19 protein-coding genes are annotated in these 21,004 nt (G+C 65.8%); 12 read left to right on the top strand and 7 right to left on the bottom strand.

Annotated elements, in window-relative coordinates; translation table 11 throughout:
• Window positions 1-40: 40 nt before the first annotated feature.
• Window positions 41-847, top strand: coding sequence for a Gmad2 immunoglobulin-like domain-containing protein (locus KRR55_RS02275; protein WP_217387408.1), 807 nt, complete (start codon window positions 41-43; stop codon window positions 845-847).
• A gap of 154 nt (window positions 848-1,001) precedes the next feature.
• Here the strand turns inward: KRR55_RS02275 and KRR55_RS02280 are convergent, their stop codons facing one another.
• The gene (locus tag KRR55_RS02280; RefSeq protein ID WP_336245016.1) at window positions 1,002-2,429 is read right to left on the bottom strand and encodes an LLM class flavin-dependent oxidoreductase; all 1,428 of its coding nucleotides are present in this window, start codon (window positions 2,427-2,429) and stop codon (window positions 1,002-1,004) included.
• A 447-nt stretch (window positions 2,430-2,876) separates the two neighbouring features.
• Here KRR55_RS02280 and KRR55_RS02285 point away from each other — a divergent pair, with 447 nt between their 5' ends.
• The 8 genes from KRR55_RS02285 to KRR55_RS02320 all read left to right on the top strand — a co-directional run bounded on the left by KRR55_RS02285 (window position 2,877) and on the right by KRR55_RS02320 (window position 11,999).
• On the top strand, window positions 2,877-4,520 hold the full coding sequence (locus KRR55_RS02285) for an ABC transporter substrate-binding protein (protein ID WP_336245017.1): 1,644 nt from the start codon (window positions 2,877-2,879) through the stop codon (window positions 4,518-4,520).
• The gene (locus KRR55_RS02290; RefSeq protein ID WP_217387410.1) at window positions 4,517-5,539 is read left to right on the top strand and encodes an ABC transporter permease; all 1,023 of its coding nucleotides are present in this window, start codon (window positions 4,517-4,519) and stop codon (window positions 5,537-5,539) included. Before KRR55_RS02285 ends, KRR55_RS02290 begins: the two co-directional genes overlap by 4 nt.
• Window positions 5,536-6,501: an ABC transporter permease gene (locus KRR55_RS02295; protein ID WP_254455747.1), complete on the top strand. Its 966-nt coding sequence runs from the start codon at window positions 5,536-5,538 to the stop codon at window positions 6,499-6,501. The genes KRR55_RS02290 and KRR55_RS02295 overlap by 4 nt, the downstream gene beginning before the upstream one ends.
• On the top strand, window positions 6,501-8,207 hold the full coding sequence (locus tag KRR55_RS02300) for a dipeptide ABC transporter ATP-binding protein (RefSeq protein ID WP_217387411.1): 1,707 nt from the start codon (window positions 6,501-6,503) through the stop codon (window positions 8,205-8,207). Before KRR55_RS02295 ends, KRR55_RS02300 begins: the two co-directional genes overlap by 1 nt.
• On the top strand, window positions 8,204-9,460 hold the full coding sequence (locus KRR55_RS02305) for an acyl-CoA dehydrogenase family protein (RefSeq protein ID WP_217387412.1): 1,257 nt from the start codon (window positions 8,204-8,206) through the stop codon (window positions 9,458-9,460). The genes KRR55_RS02300 and KRR55_RS02305 overlap by 4 nt, the downstream gene beginning before the upstream one ends.
• A complete protein-coding gene (locus KRR55_RS02310; protein ID WP_217387413.1) occupies window positions 9,457-10,857 on the top strand; it encodes an NtaA/DmoA family FMN-dependent monooxygenase in 1,401 nt (466 codons plus the stop codon). Before KRR55_RS02305 ends, KRR55_RS02310 begins: the two co-directional genes overlap by 4 nt.
• Window positions 10,858-11,049: 192 nt before the next feature.
• Window positions 11,050-11,526: a DUF4262 domain-containing protein gene (locus tag KRR55_RS02315; protein WP_217387414.1), complete on the top strand. Its 477-nt coding sequence runs from the start codon at window positions 11,050-11,052 to the stop codon at window positions 11,524-11,526.
• Window positions 11,527-11,555: 29 nt separating this feature from the next.
• The gene (locus KRR55_RS02320) at window positions 11,556-11,999 is read left to right on the top strand and encodes a hypothetical protein (RefSeq protein WP_217387415.1); all 444 of its coding nucleotides are present in this window, start codon (window positions 11,556-11,558) and stop codon (window positions 11,997-11,999) included.
• Window positions 12,000-12,207: 208 nt separating this feature from the next.
• Here the strand turns inward: KRR55_RS02320 and cycA are convergent, their stop codons facing one another.
• Window positions 12,208-13,683 (bottom strand): D-serine/D-alanine/glycine transporter, encoded by a 1,476-nt coding sequence (gene cycA / locus KRR55_RS02325; protein WP_217387416.1) that lies wholly within the window; start codon window positions 13,681-13,683, stop codon window positions 12,208-12,210.
• A 207-nt stretch (window positions 13,684-13,890) separates the two neighbouring features.
• Here cycA and KRR55_RS02330 point away from each other — a divergent pair, with 207 nt between their 5' ends.
• On the top strand, window positions 13,891-14,736 hold the full coding sequence (locus KRR55_RS02330) for an HpcH/HpaI aldolase/citrate lyase family protein (protein WP_217387417.1): 846 nt from the start codon (window positions 13,891-13,893) through the stop codon (window positions 14,734-14,736).
• Window positions 14,737-14,918: 182 nt separating this feature from the next.
• A complete protein-coding gene (locus KRR55_RS02335; RefSeq protein WP_217387418.1) occupies window positions 14,919-15,542 on the top strand; it encodes a class I SAM-dependent methyltransferase in 624 nt (207 codons plus the stop codon).
• 6 nt (window positions 15,543-15,548) lie between these two features.
• Here the strand turns inward: KRR55_RS02335 and KRR55_RS02340 are convergent, their stop codons facing one another.
• From KRR55_RS02340 to KRR55_RS20185, 4 genes are all read right to left on the bottom strand, one after another.
• Complete coding sequence (locus KRR55_RS02340; protein ID WP_217387419.1) at window positions 15,549-17,102, bottom strand: long-chain-fatty-acid--CoA ligase; 1,554 nt, start codon at window positions 17,100-17,102, stop codon at window positions 15,549-15,551.
• Between the two features lie 86 nt (window positions 17,103-17,188).
• Window positions 17,189-17,845 carry an SDR family oxidoreductase gene (locus KRR55_RS02345; protein ID WP_254455748.1) on the bottom strand — a complete coding sequence of 219 codons (657 nt, stop codon included), beginning with the start codon at window positions 17,843-17,845 and terminating at the stop codon, window positions 17,189-17,191.
• Window positions 17,846-17,960: 115 nt separating this feature from the next.
• Window positions 17,961-18,425, bottom strand: coding sequence for a ribonuclease E activity regulator RraA (gene rraA / locus KRR55_RS02350; protein ID WP_217387420.1), 465 nt, complete (start codon window positions 18,423-18,425; stop codon window positions 17,961-17,963).
• Window positions 18,426-18,578: 153 nt separating this feature from the next.
• A complete protein-coding gene (locus tag KRR55_RS20185) occupies window positions 18,579-18,992 on the bottom strand; it encodes a winged helix-turn-helix transcriptional regulator (RefSeq protein ID WP_336245018.1) in 414 nt (137 codons plus the stop codon).
• A 187-nt stretch (window positions 18,993-19,179) separates the two neighbouring features.
• Here KRR55_RS20185 and KRR55_RS02360 point away from each other — a divergent pair, with 187 nt between their 5' ends.
• Window positions 19,180-20,076, top strand: coding sequence for an NADP-dependent oxidoreductase (locus tag KRR55_RS02360; RefSeq protein ID WP_217387421.1), 897 nt, complete (start codon window positions 19,180-19,182; stop codon window positions 20,074-20,076).
• 76 nt (window positions 20,077-20,152) lie between these two features.
• On the opposite strand, the gene KRR55_RS02365 is transcribed toward KRR55_RS02360, so the two are convergent.
• Window positions 20,153-20,998, bottom strand: a complete 846-nt coding sequence (locus KRR55_RS02365) for a fumarylacetoacetate hydrolase family protein (protein ID WP_217387422.1) — start codon at window positions 20,996-20,998, stop codon at window positions 20,153-20,155.
• Between the last annotated feature and the right edge of the window lie 6 nt (window positions 20,999-21,004).

A 21,004-nucleotide genomic window follows, 5' to 3' on the forward strand; every position in this document is an offset into this window, starting at 1 on the left:
GGCCTTGTTTGCGTTCGGGGCACGTTGTTACGGTGCTCCCATGAACGAAAACCCGGCGCCGTCCGACCGCGGCCGGAAAACCGCCATCGTCGTGCTTGTCTTGGCCCTTGTGGCGGCCGCCGTCTGGATCACGATCCTGCTGATGCAACAAACCGGGGGCCCCGGCCAAAACGGCCCGGGAACGACCCCTGCACCGGAAACCACCACGGCGCCCGGCCCCTCCGCCACGCCCGCGACCCCGTCGCCGACGCAGAGCGCCTCGGATTTGCCCGGCACCCCGTCGCTGCCCGCCGCCGAGGCGGCGACCGTCGTGTGGCCTGATCCCGGCGGCACCCTGCGCTACGCGAACCCGGAAGACGCCGCGCGCGGATTCGCCGAGGACTTCGCCGGGTTCACCGACCCGGTCTATGGCGAATTCATGCAGGGGGATGCCCGCTCCGGTGAGCTGGAGGTCCGCCCCGCCGCGGACGGGCCGGTGACCACCGTCCTGCTCCGGCAGCTTTCCGACGGCCGGTGGTACGCCATCGGGGCGACCAGCAGCGAGATCCAGCTCGAGGTCCCGGTGGCCGGTGAACGGATCGCCTCCCCGGTGGAGCTATCCGGATCGTCGCGCGCCTTCGAGGCAACAGTGAACGTCGAGGTCCGTTCCCACGGGAGTGCAGAGCCGCTTGGAAGCGGGATAGTCATGGGCGGATCCGGGCCCGATCTGGGGCCGTTCAGCGGAAACGTCCAGTGGGACAACCCCGGCACCGGCGGGGGCGCGCTGCTGCTGTTCGTTTCCAGCGCCAAGGACGGAAGCGTGTGGACTGCCGCCGCGGTGCCGGTCGGGTTCGCCGCGCAATCCTAGCCAACGCCGGTGTGGTGTTTCTTCGGCGGCTTCGGCGGGAGGCATGCCGGCAGCCATGGGGCTGGATTCCGACTTGGGGCTGAGGAGGTTCCTCAGGGTCGACGGATAAGGACAGACCCCACACCCTTGTCCACCCACCGGCGGTGCGCCGGGATCAGGAATCCACGCCGATGCGCGGAGCATCGAGGCTGCGCTTGGCCTCGGCCTCTTCCCAACTGGTCGGGCCCGCTGCGAAGGCGCCGCGGTAGCCGGACGCCGGGTGGCGGTCGTTGAGCAGGGGACCGCCGCCAAACAGCTTTTCACGCAGGGTCCCGGGCGAGTATTCGCTCTGGGCCAGGCCGCGTTCGCGCAGCACGGGCAGCACCTTGTCGGCGAATTCCTCGAAGGAGCCGGGGATCACCCAGTTGATGACGTTGATTCCGTCGACACCGGCGGCCTGCCATTCGGCGATCTTGTCGGCGATCTGCTCCGGAGTTCCCACCACGCGGGTGTTGCGGGCCTGCAGCCACGCTATGTCGGCAACGACCGGCTCGCGATCGGTGATGTGCTTGGACACCCATTCGGAGAAGCCCTTGCCGGTGTTGGTGTCCAGGTCGGCAATCGGTGTTTCAGGTGGGTAGACGCGCCCGGTCTTGTCCACGATGGCCGAATGGGCCAGGTAGCCGTCGACGCTGACGAACTGGTCGTAGTACGCCTCCTTTTCCCTGGCTTCCTCCTCGGTGTCGCCGATGATGAAGGACAGGCCCTGGAAGAACTTGATGTCCTCCGGGTTGCGTCCGTAGTCAGCGGCCAACCGGCGGGTGTCGCTGATCAGCTCCTTCGCGATGGCCGGGGACGGGGCAATGATGAAGGTGGCCTCGGCATTTCGTGCGGCGAAGGCACGCCCCGAGGTGGAAGAACCGGCCTGAAACAGCAGTGGCGTGCGCTGCGGGGAGGGGGATGGCAGGTGCGGACCCTCAACCCGGTAGCGCAGGCCCTCGTGGTAGATCTTGTGGATCTTGGACGGATCGGAGTAGACCCCGTTTTCCTTGTCCTTCCTCAAGGCACCGGAATCCCAGGAACCCTCCCAGAGCTTGTAGGCGACGTCAACGTATTCGTCGGCCCAGGCATATCGCTCTGCGTGGTCGGTCAGTTGGGGCAGGCCGTAGTTGCGTGAGGCATTGTCATTGATGCCGGTCACGATGTTCCAGGCGATGCGGCCACCGGAAATGTGATCGAGCGTGGAGATCTGCCGGGCAAAGTTGTAGGGATGGTTCTGCACGACGTTCGACGTGGTGGCCAGGCCAATGTGCTTGGTGCTCACAGCGAGGGCACCAAGGAGCACCGTTGGATCATTCGAAGGGATCTGCAGCCCTTCGTTCGCGTAGACGTCGAAGTCGGCGTCCGAATCCCCATAGAGCCCCGAGACATCGGCGAAGAACATCGCGTCGAACTTCGCTGCCTCAAGCGTTTGAGCGAGCTCGATCCACGTGTTGACGTCGTTGAACTCGGTCTGGCCGGCATCCGGCCGGCGCCACTGTCCGTGGTGGATGTGGCTGGTCGTATTCATGACGAATGCGTTGAAATGTAGCGGCTTGCTCACGATGCGTCTCCTGATTGTTTTAAGGTAGAAATCCCTGCCTCCGAACCTGGATCTCCCGGTGGGGCTTGTCTTCCTCGATGCTGGCACTCGCGATCCGGGGGCCGGAAGATTACGAACCAACGGGTCGTCACATGACCTCTTGTGATGTTATGACGGGTTTGCGACCCGTCCTTGAGGTCGGGTAATGACGCCATGTTGCGTGCCGAGAACCCATGCAAAGCATCCGGCGCTCGGTGTTGGCGCTAGCTGTCGGACCACGGATAGAACTGTCTCAGACATCGCGCCAATCCGCTCCCGTGCTCCGGGAACGGGAGCTGCGCACCCCACGACAAGTCCAGGAGTACCACCGTGAAAAACCGCCAGCCGGCGTACCGGGATGAGACAGCAAGTTCCTCCCGTTCCGCAGACAGCCCACTCGCCACAAGCACAAGGAACCTCAAGAAGCGCGTGCCGTTTGCATTCGCCGCACTTGGCGCCGTGCTGGCGTTGTCCGCCTGCGGCGGTGCGGTCCACGCAGATTCGGCCAGTGGCCCCACCGGGGAACCGGTCTCCGGCGGCACCCTGGTGTACGCCACGGGCGACACCGAGCCGGCCTGCCTTGACCCGATCGTCTCGGGCAACGTCCCGCAGGCACTGGTCTCCACCCAATATCTGGAGCCGCTGTTCTTCCAGGACGAGAAGGGCGAAATCGGACCTTGGCTGGCAAAAGACTGGAAATGGTCCAAGGACAGGCTGGCCCTGGACATCACGGTCCGCCAGGACGTCCACTTCACCGACGGCCAGCAGCTCAATGCCGAAACCATCGTCGAGAACGTCGCCTACATCAAGGATCCCCAGACGCTCTCGAGCACCGGAATCCTGGCCGTGGAGAAGGTGGCCTCCGTCGAGAAGATCGGCGAGTTCACCGCCCGGCTGCACCTCTCGGAACCCGACAACGCGCTGCTTGAGCACTTCGCCCAGGTCTGGGTGCCGATCCAGTCCCAGAAGGCGCTGGCCCGCGGGGCCGAGGCAAACTGCCTCTCCCCGGTGGGCACCGGGCCGTTCAAGGTCGAAAGCTGGTCCAAGCAGCAGGAAGTCGTGCTCACCCGCAACGACGAGTACCACACGCCCTCACCCGCTGCCGGGCATGCGGGACCCGCCTACCTGGAAAAGATCGTCTGGCGCTTCCTGCCGGACCACGCGGCGCGCTTTGCCGCCCTGCAGTCCCGCGAGGTCGACGTCATCGATGTGCTGCAGCCGCAGAACGCCGTGGCGGCGGACGCCGACCCGGCGTTGGACACGCTAATCGGATCCAGGCCCGGACACGTCGTGAACCTGACCTTCAATACCACCACCGGACCGCTGACAGACGTGCGGGTGCGTGAGGCGTTTGTGCGTTCGGTGGACGTGAACGCGGCGCTCAAGAGCATCTTCATGAGCACCGTCCCGCGCTCGAATTCGGTGCTCAGCAGCATCACGAAGTTCAACCGGCAAAACCCCGAGGCCTATTCCACCGATGTGGACAAGGCCAACCGGTTGCTGGATGAAGCAGGCTGGACGGAAAGGGATTCCGAGGGGTACCGGACCAAGGACGGGCAACGGCTTTCCACCACCGTCATCCAGAATGACAGCATCCTTGTTCCGGTTTCTGTACTTGAGCAGTTTCAGAACAGTGCCAAGGCCGTGGGATTCGAATTGATAATCAGCCAGGAGGAGCCGGCAAGCTTCAACGCCCGGCGCTACGCCTGGGAATACGGACTCTCGCCGTTGTACTACACCAAGAACTCACCGTCGGTGTTGAACATCGTTTACGATTCCTCGCACATCCCCTCGGTCATCAAGGGTGGCTACCACGCCAATAACAATGGCCTGATCGGGTCGTCGGCCAATGACATCGACAAGGCCCTGCGCCTGGCCGCCACCACCGGGAACGAAAAGCAGCGTGGTCAGCAATATGCCAAGGCCCAGCAACTCGTCGACGCACAGTATCTCTCGCTGCCGATCTTCGACCAGCAGACGCGCCTTGGCTTCCGCTCGGATGTCGAAGGTGTCGCGCTTCTTTCCCCGCTGGGCATGCCCACCTTCTACGACACCTGGTTGGACCGATCATGAGCCTCGAAACCTTGAACCACACACCATCGACCTCGGCAGCAATTTCCGCGACCACAGATTCGACGGCAGGCAGTTCACGGCTGCGGTCGGTACTTCGGCTGAGCGGTCTCCGTATCCTCGGAGCCGCTGGCGTCCTGTGGGCGGTTGCCACGCTGGCCTTCTTCGCGATGCGCTTGGTGCCGGGGGATCCGGTGGATGCGCTGCTGGGCGGACCGGGCAACAACGCCACCGAAGAGGTACGTGAGCTGACGCGGGAACTGAACGGCTTGAATGAACCGATCCTTATCCAATACGGCGCATACCTCGGCAAGCTCGTGACCGGGGATCTCGGCAATTCCTACCAGCTGCGAGAACCTGTCGTGCAGGTCCTGGGCGACCAGCTTGGCAACACCCTGGTGCTCGCGGTTCTGGCGCTTGCCTCGGCCTGGGTGCTTGCCCTCGGGCTGGCGCTCTGGTCGGCACGCGGCGGCAGGGGCGCCACGTTCGTGGGAAACCTGCTGGAAGTCGTTTCGGCCGCGGTACCCCATTTCTGGCTGGGCAGCCTGCTCATCCTGGTCTTCAGCGTCAGCCTGCAGTGGCTTCCGGCCACCAGTGGTGCCCCGGGAATTGAAGGCCTGATCTTGCCCGTGCTCACCCTGGCGATCCCGCTGGCCGGGTTCCTTGGCCAGGTCATGCGCGAATCCATGCTCACGGCCATGAACTCGCCGTTCGCCATCTCCGCCCGGGCCCGCGGCGAATCCGAGGTCTCGCTGAGCCTGCGCCACGCGCTGCGCCATGCCGCGCTTCCCGGGATCGGACTTTCGGGCTGGGCCATGGGCTCGCTGATCAGCGGGGCCGTGGTTGTCGAGACGGTCTTTGCGCGCCCCGGCATCGGCCGCACGCTGCTGCAGTCAGTGCTGGTCCGGGACGTTCCGGTGGTGCTCGGCGTGGTCGTGCTGGTTGCCGCCATCTACATCCTCGTCACCCTCCTCAGCGACCTGGCCGAACGCCTGGCCGACCCCCGGTTGCGTGCGGCATGAACACGCACGAGGACCTGCCCACGATCATCACCGACCTGGAGGAAGCCATGACCCAAGGCACCCAAACCGCCGTCATCGAATCACCGTCCGGCCAGGTCCCGCCGGCTCTCCCAGGGAATCGTCCGGGGACCATCGTCGCGGGTGGCATACGTCGGCTCGGACGCGGACTGGGACCCGGCATCATCGTTCCGCTGGTGTTCCTGCTGGGCCTGATCGCCGCGGCCGTCATCCCCTCGGTGCTCGCCCCCAGCGGACCGCTGGACATGAACCCGGCGGAGGCATTCACCGCACCCGGTGCCGCCCATTGGTTCGGCACCGACGAATCCGGGCGCGACGTCTTCTCCCGCGTCATCCACGGGGCACGCAGTTCACTGCTTATCGGCGTGCTCGCCACGGCCATCGGCCTCGGCCTGGCGGTGGTGCTCGGAGCGGTCGCAGGACTCGGCACCCGCGCGGTGGACTTCGGGGTTTCCCGCTTCCTGGAGGTCCTCTTCGCATTCCCCGGCCTGCTGCTCGCGCTGCTGGTCATCACCATTCTTGGTCCGGGGGTCGTGACTACCACCATTGCGGTGGGACTGTCGGCCGCACCCGGATATGCGCGCATGATCCGCTCGCAGGTGCGTTCGGTGCGCGGCTCCGGCTACGTGGAGGCGTCGATCGTGCAGGGGCGCTCCCGCGCCTTCATCATCCGCCACCACATCCTGCCCAACGTCGCCGCCCCGCTGTTCGTACTGGGAACCCTCGGGGTCGGGCAAGCCATCGTGTGGGCATCCTCGCTGAGCTTCCTGGGGCTGGGGGCCACCCCGCCGGATCCCGAATGGGGCTCAATGCTCTCCCTGGGACGTCTCTACATCGGCAACGCCTGGTGGTTGACGGTCTTTCCCGGCCTGTTCATCGTGCTCAGCGCCGCAACCACCACGCTGCTGGGACACGGCATCCAACGCAAGCTCAAGGACAAGTAATGTCGCAAACAATTACGAACCCGAACCCCGGTTCCGAACCCGTCATCAAGGTCCGGGACCTGAAGATTGCCTTCGGACCCAAGAACGGCGCAACACCCACCGTTCACGGTGTGGACTTCGAGATCCATGCCGGGGAATGCCTGGCCATCGTCGGTGAATCGGGTTCCGGCAAATCCGTCACCGCCCGCACGCTCATCGGCTTGACCGGCGCCAACGCGGTGATCCGGGCGCAGACCCTGCAACTGCAGGGCAAGGACCTGCGCCGCCACGGCGAACGCGCCTGGCGCAAGGTGCGCGGCGCGGACATCGGCTACGTCCTGCAGGACGCGCTGGTTTCCCTGGATCCGCTGCGTCCCATCGGCCGGGAGATCGCCGACTCGCTGCGCATCCACACCAACCTTTCCCCCGCGGCACGCACCGCCAAGGTGCTGGATCTGCTCGAGGCGGTCGGCATCCCGGAACCCGAGCAGCGCATCAACCAGCGCTCCGGGGAACTTTCCGGCGGGCTGCGCCAGCGTGCACTCATCGCCGCGGCCATCGCCCTGGACCCGGCGCTGCTGATCGCCGACGAGCCGACCACGGCCCTGGACGCCACCGTCCAGCAACAGATCCTTGACCTGCTGGCCGAACGCAAGGCGGCGGGGACCTCGCTGCTGCTGATCAGCCACGACCTGGCGGTGGTGGGCCACCTGGCCGACCGCATTGCAGTGATGCGCCGGGGAGAAATCGTCGAGACCGGGCCAACGGCCCAGGTGCTGGGGAACCCGCAGCACGAATACACGCGGCGGCTGCTGCGGGCGGTGCCCACCGACAAACCGCGCGGTACCAGGCTCGCGCCCGCCGGGGCCGGGATTTCGGTGCGCCAGCATGCGCTGATCGGCGCCGGCCGCGCGGCCGACACCACGAAGGACCGGACGGGTCCCGTTCTGGTGGCCGAATCCCTGCGCAAGACCTACCGCAACCCCGACGGAACCGAACGCGTTGCCGTCCACGATGTCTCCTTTGCCCTGAATCGCGGGCAGACCCTGGGGATCGTCGGGGAATCCGGATCGGGCAAGAGCACGGTGGCGCGCATGGCACTGGGTCTCGCGATTCCGGAAGCCGGGGAGGTGCGGCTGCTGGGCAACCCATGGAGCTCCCTGCCCGAGAAGCAGCGCCGACCGCAGCGCAAGCACATCACCTCCATCTACCAGGACCCGCTGGGCTCCTTCGACCCGCAATGGGACGTTGCCCGGATCCTCTCCGATGCCCTGCCCGATGCGAGTCGGCTTTCCCGCGCCGAACGCCGGGTTGAGGTCATCCGGCTGCTGGAAACCGTGGGCCTCGATGCGTCCGTGGAATCCCGGCTTCCGCTGCGCCTCTCCGGCGGGCAGCGCCAGCGCATCGCCATTGCCCGCGCCCTGGCCCCGGGGCCGGACGTGATCATCTGCGACGAACCGGTCTCGGCGCTCGATGTCTCCATCCAAGCCCAGGTGCTGGATCTGCTCGATGAACTGCAACGCGAATTCAAGCTCAGCTACCTGTTCATCTCCCACGACCTGGGCGTGGTGCAACACGTCAGCGACGAGATCGTCGTGATGGAGGCCGGACGGGTCGTGGAGGCCGGACGCACCACCGAGGTCTTCGCCAACCCCGCCAAGGAATACACCCGCAAGCTATTGGCCGCCGCCCCGCGCCTGGCCACGACCACCGGAGGAAGAGAATGACCATCAGCCTTGAACGCCAACCCGAAGCACGCCAGGATTCGGCGAGGACACCGGTGACCAACGACCTGCTGGAGCGTTTCGCCCCCGTTTTCGCAACGATCGCCGCCACCACCGTGGAAAGCGAAGCCACCCGCACCCTGGCCCACGACGCGGTGTCCCTGCTCAAGAGCTCCGGATTCACCGCGATCCGGGTCCCGCAGGAATTCGGCGGTTCGGGAGCCACGCTGGCGCAGTCGCTGCTGCTGCTGCGCGAACTCGGCGCCGCGGACTCGAACCTCGGCCAGGCCCTGCGCGCGCACTTCACCACCGTGGAAACCCTGGTCTCCGGCACCGACGCCGCGGCCAAGGAACGCTGGCTGCCGCGCGTGGTGGCAGGGGACGTGTTTGGCAACGCCACCACCGAGAAGGGCAATAAGCCGGGAACCAACTCCACGGTGCTGACCGAGGAAGCGGGCCGCACGGTGCTCAACGGTACCAAGTTCTACAGCACCGGCAGCCTCTACGCCGACTGGATCAAGGTCAGCGCCGACACCGCCACCGGCGAATCGGTGCGCGTGAACGTGCACCGCACCGCTCCCGGCGTGGAATTGGTGGATGACTGGGACGGGTTCGGCCAACGGCTGACCGCCTCGGGCACCACCGTATTCACCAACGTCGAGGTTGAGGCCGAAAATATCGAAGCCTCCGGAGGCATCGAGGGCGTTGGCTTCGGTGCCGCCTATGTCCAGGGCATCTTGCTGGTGGCCCTGGGCGGGATCGCCCGCGCCGTGCGCCGCGACGCGGTTGACTATGTCCGCGGGCGCGAACGCGCGTTTTCCCATGGGGTCGGAGATTCCCCGCAGCGCGACCCGCTGGTGCAAGAAGTTGTCGGTCGGATCAGTTCCACGGTGTTCGCGATCGATGCTGTCCTCGACACCGTGGGCGCCCGCATCGAAGCCGCGGCAGTCTTATCGGCTGCCGGAAAGCTTGACGCCGAAGCCACTGCCGAGCTGGACACCAATCTCTCCGAGGCCCAGATCTTCGTGGTTGAGCAGACCCTGGATGTGGCGAATCGACTCTTTGAGGTTGGCGGCGCTTCCGCCGCCTCCGAGACCCGGAGGCTGGACCGGCACTGGCGCAATGCCCGGGTGCTGGGACAGCACAACCCCGTGATCTACCGGGCCCGCGCCGTGGGACAGCAACGGCTGACCGGGGACCAGCTCACCACCCCCATCTATGTCGGAACCAGCGCCTCGAACGGAGCCACCGCATGAGCAAGCCACTGCTGTTCAACGCCTTCCTGATGAACACCGCCAGCCACATCCACCACGGCCAGTGGCGCCACCCCGAGGCCCGGCAGCACGAATTCAACGACGTGAACCTATGGATCGAACTGGCCAAGACCCTGGAGGACGGTCTCTTTGACGCGATGTTCTTCGCGGATGTCACGGGGCTCTACGGCCCGGCCGACGGTCAATACGTGGACAACGTTCACGAGGGGCTGCAGATTCCGTCCAACGACCCCGCGGTGTTACTCGGCGCCCTGGCGGTGGCCACCAAGAACATCGGGCTGGCCTATACCTCCAACGTCATGCAGAACCATCCATTCAACTTCGCCCGCCAGGTTTCCACTCTTGACCACATTTCCAAGGGCCGCATCGCGTGGAACATCGTGACCAGCACGCAGGAAAACTCGGCGCGGAACTTCGGCTACGACGCCCTGGCCGAGCACGACGCCCGCTACGACTGGGCCGATGAATACCTGGATGTCGCCTACAAGCTCTGGGAGGGATCCTGGGACGAGGGCGCGCTGCTGGTGGACAAGGCGGGCGGGCGCTATTCGGACCCGTCCAAGATCCACAAGATCAACCACGTCGGCGCGCGCTACAAGGTCGAGGGACCGCATCTGCCGTCCCCTTCGCCGCAGCGCACCCCGCTGCTCTTCCAGGCAGGCGGTTCGCCGCGCGGCATTGAATTTGCCGCCAAGCATGCCGAGGCCGTGTTCATCGGACCGCCCAACCCGGCGGGGGCCAGGCTGCATACCGAAAGTGCCCGCGCCGCTGCGGTGCGTGCGGGCCGTGGTGAGGACGATATCAAGTTCTTCCAGGGAATCAGCTTCGTGGTCGGTTCCACGAACAAGGAGCTGGATGCGAAACGGGCCGAGCACGCACAATACTCATCGGTGGTGGGCTACCTGACCCACGCATCGCTGGGGATCCTGCCCGACGGCACACGCCTGCCCGTGGACACCGAGTTGCGCAGCATCCCCAACAATGGGGGACAAGGGTTCGTCGATTGGCTGCGCGCCGCCACCCCGGATCGCGAACCCACCCTGGCCGATCTGGCACATTCTCGCATCGAGCGCGGAATCGTTGCGGGTTCCCCCGAAGAAATCGCCGACCAGCTTGTCGCCTGGCAGGACGCGGGGATCGATGGCATCAACGTGATCAACTGGCGCCTGCCCGGCACCTACCTGGAATTCAACGAACGCATCCTGCCCACCCTGCAGGAACGTGGTCTGGCAAAGACCGCCTACGAGCCGGGCACCTTACGCCAGAAGATCTTCGGGCAGGATCGATTGCCCGATAACCACCCGGGTGCGGCCTACCGTGGAGCCTTCGGGCCCAACGGAAGTGCGCGCAAGGAGCAGACTGTCGCGGCCGGGGCCTAACCAGCCCCCGCAGGTTTCGGCGAGAGCGACATGCGGCGGATGGAAATACCCATGTTTCGGGTTTTCCCATCCGCCGCTTTCGTGTCCGCGGGAAGTTATCCACAATTTTCAATGAGGGCCCAAAATGCCCTTGGATCGGCGAACACTTGGTGATGTCAAGGAAACATCAAGGCTAACCAAGGAGCGGGAACCATGTGCGACATGTGCGACGGGATGAGCAAGACCGAGCAGCTCCGGCATGTCCAAGAAATCATTGATGAACACGGGGTCGCCGTGTGCTACGTCGAAGACAATGATCCACAGAAGTGTTTTGGGTACACCGTTGGGCTCACGCCCCACAATGCCCAAGAGTTCCTGGTTCGGGGGATGAACCACGAGGACACAAGCTTGATGCTCAACGGGTTTGCCGACAGCGTGTTGGAGCGCGGAGAGCACTTTGACCACGGCCACACCGCAAATTGGCGGGACGGCCGAATCCTGCATTTTAACCACATGAGGGGAGCCCGGGAATTCGCCTGCGATGCCTTCAACTTATATGGACCCCGGGCCCGCGTGCTGGAAATCCACTTCGCGCAGCCGGGCATGCCTGCCGGGGCCGGGTCGGTCGAATACCGGAACCTGGCCCTTGTCCTTGCGGACGCCCGGCTTCTCCCGCAACAACTTCACTGAAGATTCGAGGGGCCAGAGAGGAAGCGAAGATGTATTACCTGCCGTGCACGGATCCGGAAATCATCCAGATGCTGCAGCCCTATCGCCAGCAAATCGATATCAACGGATTCTGTCTGATCCACGACAGCGACCCGTGCAAACTGCAAGAGCTTTGCTACACGGCGGGCCTGACCGACAGGGGACTGCCCGAGCTGATCGCCCGGATGGAAGACTTCGCCGGTTTCCCGCAGGGCACCCCGATGTTGATGGCCCAGCTGGTGGTGAAGCTCAGGGACCTTGAAGGCGGCTATGCCGGCGATGAAGCCTACGAAGTCCAGGGAACCTGGGTACGGCTGACCGACCAGAGCCTACATATCCCGCTCTGCGGCATCACCTTGGCCATGTACGGCAGCGACTATCGCCTATTGCAGGTAAGGCCTTGCGCCGCGGAGCCCAGCACATGGAAACGGGGCCACCAGATCGGCCTTAACTGATGTGCCAGGCACTGACAAGGAACTCGGTCGTGGGCGGGGGTGCCGAACTTGGCGGCGGACAACTGCGGGTGGACCGTGCCGTCCTGCCCACCCGCGCTCGGTCCAAGCGGTCGGCGCCACGAACTGCTCGCGTTAAGCAACCGACGGAGGTTGGGACCACCCGTGAATGGGGTAATCCCAACCGCCGCCTTGGCTTGGTTCGGTGGTGCTAGGCGCGCAGGCGTGCCTTGCGTGCGGCGTGTTCGGCGGCGACCTTGGCATCGTGCTCGGCGCGGATGGCCGCGTGCTCCGGGTTGCGGCGAACCATCAGGTAGCCGATGCCCAGGGCAACGAACCAGATCGGGGTGAAGACCAGGGCCATCAGCGTGTCCGGCTGGGTGGTCAGGGCCCAGATGATGAAGCCGAAGAAGGCAAGCACCACATAGGGCATGAACGATCCGCCGGGCATCTTGAACTTGCTGGCCTCATTTAGTTCCGGACGGCGGCGGCGGTAGACGATGTAGCTGATCAGGATGATCGACCAGACGAACATGAAGCACAGCGCCGAGATCGTGGTGACCAGGGTGAATGCCTCGGCGACTGAGCCCTCCGCATAGAGCAGGGCCACGCCGGCGAGCAGGAACATGCAGGAGAAGATCAGCGCGTTCTTCGGGACCTTGCGGCTCGAGAGCTTTCCAAAGGCCTTGGGTGCATCGCCCTCGCGGGCCAGCCCGTAAACCATGCGCGAAGTGGAATATATGCCGGAGTTCGCGCTGGAAGTCGCCGAGGTGAGCACAACGAAGTTGATCACGCCCGCGGCACCGACCAGGCCGGCCAGGGCAAACATGCCAACGAACGGGGACTCGTCTGCGGAGTAACTGGTCCACGGGCGGACGGCCATGAGAATGACCAGGGCTCCGACGTAGAAGAGCAGCACGCGGATCGGGATGGAGTTCACTGCGCGGGGCAGGTTCTTTTCCGGGTCCTTGGTCTCGGCGGCGGCGGTGCCGACCAATTCAATGCCGACGAAGGCGAACACTGCGATCTGGAAGCCTGCAACAAAGCCCATGAAGCCGGTCGGGAACATCCCGCCGTGTTCCCACAGGTTCGTGAAGGAGGCGCGTGCGCCGTCGGTTTCGAAGCTCATGATGATCATGACCAGGCCGACGACGATCAGCGCCATGATGGCGATGATCTTGATCAGCGCGAACCAGAACTCGGTCTCGCCAAAGGCGCGGACCGTGGGAAGATTCAATGCCAGCAAGACCAGGATGCAGAGGATGGCCGGGATCCACAGTGCCAGGTCGGGCCACCAGAATGCGACATAGTGGGCAATGGCCACCACGTCGGCGATGCCCGTGACAATCCAGCAGAACCAGTAGGTCCACCCGGTGAAGAAGGAAGCCCACGGCCCCAGGAGGTCACCGGCGAAGTCGCCGAAGTTCTTGTACTGCAGGTTGCTCAGCAACAATTCGCCCATGGCGCGCATGACGAAGAAAAGCATGAAGCCGATGATCATGTAAACGAAAATGACCGACGGGCCCGCAACCGAGATGGTCTTGCCCGAACCCATGAACAGACCCGTGCCGATGGCACCGCCGATGGCCATGAGCTGGATGTGGCGGTTGGATAGTGCCCGTTCGAGTGGCGGATTGCCGTCGGCGGGCTCACCTCCCGATGCTTTTTTGAGCGTTTGTTCTGTCATGGTGCTGACTATCCTTGGGGAGTGGTGGTGCCTTGTTGTGACGGCCGATACAGAGCCTCAAAAACCATACTGCAATTTAGGTGGCGTGCGAAAATGTGCGTCGAGTTGGTCACACCGAAGGCGCATTTGTCGGGCATTCGCGGCTTTGTGTACCCGCCGCACCTTCCGCGTTGGTACCTTGGTGCGCGAAGTCGGTAGGCTGGAGGCATGGCATTCCGTAACCGTCGCGCAGCTAACCTTCCAGCAAAACTTTCCCGCTCTTGGCTGCTAGTCAACGCCTCGAAGCCCGAGGACTTCGCCCCGGCGCTCGCGTCCGAGGCCGACTCGGTCATCTTTGACATGGAAGCCGCAGTTCCGGATGACAAGAAGGATGCCGCACGCGCGGCCGTGGTCGAGGCACTGTCCACCGGAATGACCGCCTGGGTGCGCGTCAACGGAATCGACACCGACTTCTGGGCCAAGGACCTGGCCGACCTGTCCAAGGCCCCCGGCCTGCGCGGGGTCATGCTGGCCATGACCGAAAAGCCCGAGCAGGTCACCTACACGGCCATGCGACTGCAGGCAGGCACCCCGGTGCTCGCCTTGGTCGAATCCGCGCTCGGCATCGAGAACGCCACCGCCATTGCCTCCGCCCCCGGCACCTTCCGCCTGGCCTTCGGAGTGAACGACTTCCGCAAGGACACCGGCGTCTCCGGCGACCCGCTCGCCCTGGCCTACGCCCGCGGCAAGCTCGTGGTGGCATCGCGCGTGGGCAAGCTCCCGGGCGCCATCGACGGCCCGCCGGCTCCCGGCGCCGACGCCGCCGAGGTCCTGGCTGACTCCGCGATCACCGCCTCGATGGGCATGACCGGCAAGCTGGCGCTTTCGCGTACCCAGGTCGATGAGATCAACCTTGGTCTTTCACCGAGCACCGACGAGCTGTCCTGGGCCCACGACATGCTTGACGCCCACGCGGCAGGTGCCACGGTGGGCGACGGGTCCTACCTGCCGCGTCTGGCCCGTGCCCAGAAGATCGCGGACCTGGCCGATTCCTACGGATTGTGGAACGCCTAAGACCTCAGGTTGCTCCAGAGCGACCAGGGCCCGGCAGATGCGCGTCACGGCGCATCCGCCGGGCCCTTGCCTTTTGTGGCACGAGATGTGGCGGATCTCCGTTCGCTTGCTTGCACGGCGCAGGGGGCAGAGACTGTTGACATGGGCGAAAAAGGATCCAACCACTCCGAGGCCTGCGCCTGATGGCCGGCCTCTATGGGAAGTACGTGCTGCCGCGTCTCGTCGCGTTCGCCTGCGACAACCGGTCCCTGGACCCGTTGCGCGCCAAGGTGTGTGCGGGGCTTGGCGGGCGCGTGCTGGAACTGGGTTTCGGTTCGGGCAGCAACGTGGCCCACTACCCGGCCGCCACCGCCGAAGTGGTGGCCGTTGAACCCTCAGACACCGCCTGGCGGCTTTCGGACGGGGTTCGTGCTTCCTCGGGCACGCGGATCGTTCGCGGGTCGCCGGACGGCCAGGAGCTGGGGGAGCCCGACGGCTCCTTCGATGCCGCGCTGAGCACCTTTACGCTGTGCACCATCCCGGATGCCGCGGCGGCCCTGACCGAGGTCCGCCGGGTGCTCAAGCCCGGCGGGGCGCTGCACTTCCTGGAACACGGGCTGGCGCCCGATGAAAAGGTCCAACGCTTCCAGCGACGGGTCGAACCCATCCAGAAGGCGCTGGCCGGCGGCTGCCACCTCACCCGCTCCACCACGCAAATGATTCGCGATGCCGGGTTTGAGATCACCGAGCTGGACACGTTCTACTTTCCCGGTGCCCCGCGCTTCGAAAGCGCCTACAGCCTGGGGGTGGCAACCCGTTCCCGATGACGCCGGCTACTCCTTGCCGTACCGGGTGACCAGTTCGCGCTTGAGCACCTTGCCGCTGGGACCCAGCGGGAACTCGGCCACGATCTCCACCAGCCGCGGATACTTGTACGCTGCAAGCCGCTCCCTGGCGTAGTCGCCGATGGCCGTGGCATCCAGCAGGCTTCCGGCCACCAGGGTCACCGCCGCCACGATCTCCTGGCCGTGCTTTTCGTCGGGAACCCCGAAGACCGCCGCATTGGTGATCTCCGGATGGGCCACCAGCACTTCCTCGACCTCGCGCGGGTAGACGTTGTAGCCGTTGCGCAGGATCATGTCCTTTTTGCGGTCCACGATGGTGATGTAGCCGTCCGCGTCCTTGGTGCCCAGGTCCCCGGTGCGGAACCAGCCGTCAACCATGGCCTCCGCGGTGGCCTGTGGCCGGTTCAGGTACCCGGAAAAGAGGTTGTGCCCACGGATCACCAGCTCGCCCAATTCGCCGGAGCCCAGCAGCTCGATGGCGTCGGCGACCTCGGGACGGGCGATCTCGATCTCAACGCCCCAGACAGGCTGGCCCACGGTCCCTGGCCTCGGCTCGATCCCCACGTGGTTGAAGGATGCCACGGGGGAGGTTTCGGTCAGCCCGTAGCCCTCGTAAATGGCGGCGCCGAATTGCTCGCGGAAGCCCTCGAGGATGGCCAGCGGCAGGGCCGAGCCACCGGAGACCGCATAGCGCAGTGCGGGGGCGGGTTCGGGGCGCGCCTTGGCCGCGGCCAGCAACCCCACGTACATGGTGGGCACCCCAATGAAGACGTTCACGCCCTCATCCAGAACCATGGCCAGCGCTGCCTCCCCGGTGAACTTGGGCAGCAGTAGGATCTCCGCCCCGGCGCGCAAGCCGGCGTTCAGCGCCACGGTCTGCCCGAAGGTGTGGAAGAGCGGCAGTCCGCCGAAGAGCTTGTCGCCACGGCGCATGTCGAAGGTGTTCAGCAGCAGCACGTTGACCTGCTCGACCAGCGCGAAGTGGGTGCCCAAGGCCCCTTTGGGCTTGCCGGTGGTGCCCGAGGTGTAGAGGATCGTGGCGATATCCAGCGGCCCGCGCGGGACGTAGGTGCCGATGGGGGTTGCGGCCTGGGCCAGGTCCTCGAGCCGGGGGAATTCCCCTGGCACCGTGGACAGTACGGTCAGCACCTGCGCGCCGGCGGAGAGCGCGCCCGGTGCACCCTCGCCCAGCAGCGGGGCGGCGCACACCATCAGCTTCACCTCGGCGTCGGTGAGCACGTACTCGATTTCGTGGCGCTTGAGCAGGGCATGGACGGGCACCGCCACGGCGCCCAGCGACAGCACGGCGTAGTAGACGCGGGCGAAGTCGGTGACGTTGGGGATCAGGATCGCCACCTTGTCGCCGTCCTTCACCCCGGCCCCACGCAGCGCCCCGGCGTAGGCGCGGGTCTGGTCCCACAGGTCCCGGTAGTTGGTGCTTGAGCCGTTCAGCGTGATGGCGGGCAGGTCGCCGTGGCGCCTGGCGCCCTCGGCCAGGATCGCTGCGACGGACAGGGTGGCGTTTGGAACTGCTTCGTTCACGGCGATACTCCCAAGGCTGGTGTGGGTGGCGTATGCCCAATCCTGCGTGGGGCATTCGCACCTGTCAATGAAGCCTTCGCTTCGGATTACTGCCGGGTGCCCGCCACGACCTGGGGGAGCGGGGTGTCGCCGTCGCAGAAATTGATGGTGCGGCCGATGCTTGCCGGCTCGTCAAGTGCCGCCACGATGGCCAGCGCGGTGTTGGCCCGGGACGTCGAGGTGTCGGCTGCCGGGTCGGGGTTCGGGGTCAGCAAACCGGTGGGTTCGGCCAGCGTCAGCGCGCCGGGTCCCAGGATGGTGTAGTCAAGGGTGCTGGCGCGGAGGTGCTCGTCGGCGGCGATCTTGGCCGCCATGTATGGGTAGAACGGGTCATCCAGGGGCACCAGGTGCTCGGTGTCGGCGGTCAGGAACGAGACCATGACGTAGCGCCTGGCTCCGGCGATCTCCGCCGCGTTCATGGAACGGATGGCGGCGTCGCGGTCAACGGCATAGGTGCGGTCGGGATTTCCGCCGCCGGCACCGGCCGACCAGACAATCGCGTCGACCCCCGTGAAGGCCTCGGCCATTTCGGTGGCCGTCGCGTTTTCGACGTCCAGCACCAGGGCCGTGGCACCGGTGGCGGCGATATCCGCGATGTGGTCGGGGTTGCGGATGATCGAGGTGACCGAGTCGCCGCGCTTGGACAATTCGGCGGCTGCCAGCAGGGCGACCTTGCCGTGGCCGCCAATGATCGTGACTTTCATGATGCTCCTTGAGTCGTGTTCAACATGCGCCCGGCGCGTGGGTCCGGCGGGGTCCTTCCCGACAGTCTTTCAGTTTTCGCCCGGAGGTGCCGAACACACCGGGGCGGGCGGGGGCCTAGGAGGCCACCAGGATCCCGTCTTCGTCCGAATAGAGCATCGCACCTGGGACGAAGGTGACGCCGCCAAAGGCCACGACCAGGTCCACCGCGCCCACCGAGTCTTTGGCGCTCTTGCGCGGGTTCGATCCCAGGGCCTTGATCCCCAGCGGGGTGTCGGCCAACGCCACGCGGTCGCGGATCGCGCCGTTGACCACGACACCCGCCCATCCGTTTTCCACTGCGGCGGCGGCAATCATGTCGCCCATCAGTGCGGATTCCAGCGACCCGGCACCGTCGATGACCAACACCGCTCCCTCACCGGGGGAGTTGAGCAGGGACTTGACCAGGCCGTTGTCCCGGTAGCAGCGCACCGTGCGCACCAGACCGCTGAAACGGGGGTGGGCACCGAGGTTCTCAAATTGCAGGGAAACCGATTGCAGGGTTTCGTCGTTGTCGAAGAGGTCACAGGTGGTAAACGTCATGTGCCCCAGCCTACGAGTTGTGGCGGCAAGATCCATGCGCTGTTACGTCCGAACCGATTTTTGGCCCGGGCCCCTGGATTGGCGTGACTTGTTCGTGCCGTCACGGGGACGGGCCGAGAGGCAACGGCAGGTCTCTCCGGCTGGCACCGGGCCTCAGGAGGTGGCAGCCGGCTTGTCGAAGCGGGTGCGGTTGTCCTGGATCTCGTCGTGGTGGGTGCCGGCCCAGTCGATCAGCGTGGTGACGGCGACGAGCAGGGTAGTGCCCAGATCCGTCAGCGCATACTCCACCCGTGGGGGTACCTCTGGATGGGAAGTCCTGGTGATCAGGCCGTCACGCTGCAGTTGGCGGAGGGTGTGGGTGAGCATCCGCTGGGAGATCCCTTGGATGGAGTGCAGCAGGTCGGTGTAGCGAAGAGGCCCGCAATTCAGTGAACTAACGATGAGCACGGCCCACTTGTTGCCCGCCCGCTCGATGATCTGCCGGATGGTTTCGCCGTGTTCCGCCGGCCAACGGGAGCATGGCCCGGTCAGGGCCCCGACCGGTGCCGTGCGTGGGATGTGTTCCACAGCGCACCTGTCCTTCCTCTTGCGCACACGAATGTGCCTTTTGTAGCGATATCCATACTGTCCCAGTATGGAGGTACACACCACGCATAAGTAGCCGAACCAGGGCACCGGGCCGCGACCATCGCCTCGGGCCGTCACCACTGGAGTTCTGCTTCGCCCGCCCCAACCCCTAAGGAATGCCATGTTCATGCGCGCCGCAACCGTTTCACGCTTCGGTGGACCCGAGGCAGTACAGATCACCGAGGTTCCGGTGCCAGTTCCCGGAGCCGGTCAGGTCAGGATCAAAGTCGGCGCGGCGGCGCTGAACCCGGTGGACGTTGCCATGCGTTCGGGGGTCTTCGGCGGAGCCGGCGAACGAATCGGCTTGGGCTGGGATGTTGCCGGCTCGATTGATGCCCTGGGCCCCGGGGTCGCCTGGGCTGTAGGAGACCGGGTCATCGGCCTGGCGGAGGGCCACCATGAACCGCTGGGCACACATGCTGATTATGTCGTCCTCGATGTGGAAGCGGTCGCCCCTGCCCCGGCCTCTCTCGACGATGTCCATGCCGCGGTGCTGCCACTGAACACGATGTCCGCGGCGCAGGCCCTGGGCCTGCTGGCGCTGCGACCGGGGCAACGCCTGCTCGTCACGGGCGCGGCCGGCGGGGTCGGGGGATACGCCGTGGAGCTGGCCCACTGGCAGGGCCTGGAGGTCACCGCGCTGGCCTCGGCCGTCGACGAGGCGTCCCTCCGATCTCGCGGAGCCAGCCATTTCCTGTCCCGGGGGACGACTCTTGAGTCTTCCGGCTTCGACGGCGTGCTCGACGCCGCGGCTCTGGGGTCGGCCGCGATCGCTGCCGTCCGGGACGGTGGATCCTACGTCGGCTTGTGGCCGGGACGGGAACCCGAGGCGGAGCGCGGCGTCCGGGTCGACGCGCTCGCGGTGCGGGCCGACGGCGCCCAGCTCGCCGAGCTCTCCCGACTCGCAGACCAAGGCAAGATCGGCACCCGCGTCGCACGGACCTACCCGCTGGGGGAGGCGGCGGCGGCCCACGCCCGGTTGGCCGCGGGCGGCCTGCGCGGGCGGCTCGTACTCATCCCCTGAGGCGGATGGACCAGCTCCGGGCCGGCGGCCATGGACGACCGCCGGCACCCGGGGCGTGGCGCGGGGAGGCGGATGCCTAGACGAAGGTGTTGCTGCTGGTGCCCAGGGACTCGATGGAGGTTTCCAGCACGTCGCCGGCCTTCAGCCAGGGGTGGCGTCCGGCCTCGTTTCGCCGTCCCAGCGCCACGCCAGCGGGGGTCCCGGTGAGGATCACGTCGCCCGGGCGCAGCTCGTTGAACACCGACAGGTAGGCCACCAGCGCGGCGGGGGAAAAGACCAAATCGGCGGTGGAGTCCTCCTGGACGACCTCGCCGTTCACGCGCGTGGTGATCCTCGCTCCCTTCGCGAAGTCCTCGGGGCTGACCAGCCAGGGACCCAGCGGGGAGGCGGCATCCCAGCACTTGCCTTGGGTCCACTCGGTGGTGCGGCCCTGGTAGCCGCGCATCGACACGTCGTTGGAGACCGCATAGCCGGCAATGTGCTTGTGGGCGTCGGACTCGGCAATGCGGCGCCCGGGTTCGCCGATGATGACTGCCAGCTCGCCCTCCCAGTCGATGCGGTGGTCCTCGGCCGGGATCTGGATCTCGTCGTTGGCACCGGCGAGCGAAGACGCGAACTTGGTGAAGACCGTCGGGAACTCGGGTTCTTCCTTGCCGACCTCGGCAATGTGGTTGCGGTAGTTCAAGCCGATGCAATAGACCTTGGCCGGGTTGGTGATCAGCGGGGCATAGTCCGCCTCGGCGAGGTCGGTGGCTGTGCCGGTCGCGGCGTTGCCCAGGGCCGCGGTGCGGGCCTCGGGGTCGGCGGCCAGGAAGGCACCCACGTCGGCGAAGCCCTCGAGCTCGGTGAAGTGCTTCTCGGTGATCAGGGCGGCGAAAGTGTTATCGGAGGCACCGGCTCGGCGCAGCGTGGCAAGTTTCATGCCCTT

The organism is Paeniglutamicibacter quisquiliarum, from assembly GCF_019084045.1.
Lineage (GTDB): Bacteria > Actinomycetota > Actinomycetes > Actinomycetales > Micrococcaceae > Paeniglutamicibacter > Paeniglutamicibacter quisquiliarum.